Here is a 1,188-nt window from a genome sequence, read left to right as displayed (position 1 = left end):
GGCTCTTCGTGGTTGGTGGGGAATTGAGTTCGTGTCGTTGAAGACAAGGGGGCCCGTGGCCCTGCTGGGATGAGTGTGTCTAGCATTCAACCTGGAACAGGACCACGAGCCTTTGAACGAGCCTACCGGGGTCGCAGCCGACGCTGCCACCATCCTCTTCAACCTGCCCGACTACCACGTCATCTCCACCACTATCACTGCCGGCCGGCGACAGGTCCTTATCGAAACCAATCAGCCGCCAGGCTGCCCAAGCTGTGGGGTGGTCTCTACCCGGCGGAAGGAGCGGCGCTTCCAGCGGCTCCGGGATGTTCCTGTCGCCGGACCGGTCGACGTGCTGTGGTCCAAGTACCGCTGGTACTGCCAAGAAATAGCCTGCGACCGGCTGTCGTTCTTTGAATCCACGCCCCAGGTCCCGCGCCGTGCCCGCTCGACGAGCCGGCTGCGCGACCAGCTCGTGGACGCGGTCATCCGCTCAGGTAGGGCTGTCTCGGAGACAGCTGCCGGCTTCGCCGTGTCCTGGTGGATGGTCCGGGCGGCGCTGAACGAGGCCTGCCTGCTGCGGCTGCCGGACGTGGACAAGCTCAGCCCGCGGATGCTGGGCATTGATGAACACCGGTTCCGGTCCGTGCGCTACTTCCAGGACCCGGCAACGAAGGCGTGGACACGGTACGAGCCGTGGATGACAACCATCGTGGACCTGGAGACCGGACAGGTCCTGGGCGTGGTCGACGGCCGCGATCACAAGGGCGTCGGGGACTGGCTCTTCGCCCGGCCCCTGCAGTGGCGGCTGGCCGTGCAGGTCGTCGCGATCGACCCCTCGGCGGCGTTCAGCAAGGCGTTGCGGATGTGGCTGCCCCGGACTGCTGTCGCCGTCGATCACTTCCACCTGATCTCGCTGGCCAACCAGGCGATGACCGAGACCCGGCAGAACCTTTCCCAGCAGGTCAAGGGCCGCCGCGGCCGGGCCATCGACAAGGCCTGGGCCCACCGCATGCTCCTGCTGCGCGGCGGCGACAACCTCAGCTGCAGGGCAGCCCACCGGCTCGAGGAAGTGTTCTCCCTGGACGATCCAACCGGCACGCTCCACGCCGTTTGGAAGGTCAAAGAACAACTCAGAACCCTGTTGCGCACCGGCTCTTTGGAAGACGCCGCAGTAGCGAAAACAGAGCTCGAGGAGCTGGTCAAGGC

1 protein-coding gene is annotated in these 1,188 nt (G+C 65.7%); it reads left to right on the top strand.

Annotated elements, in window-relative coordinates:
- Nucleotides 1-112: 112 nt before the first annotated feature.
- The coding region (locus AC5RWA_RS21605) for an ISL3 family transposase (RefSeq protein WP_494059015.1) at nucleotides 113-1,188 on the top strand (1,076 nt) is incomplete at its 3' end.

Source organism: Arthrobacter sp. 210 2, from assembly GCF_059093025.1.
The sequence above is the reverse complement of the archived record's forward strand: the minus strand, read 5'-3'. Positions and strand labels throughout refer to the sequence as shown.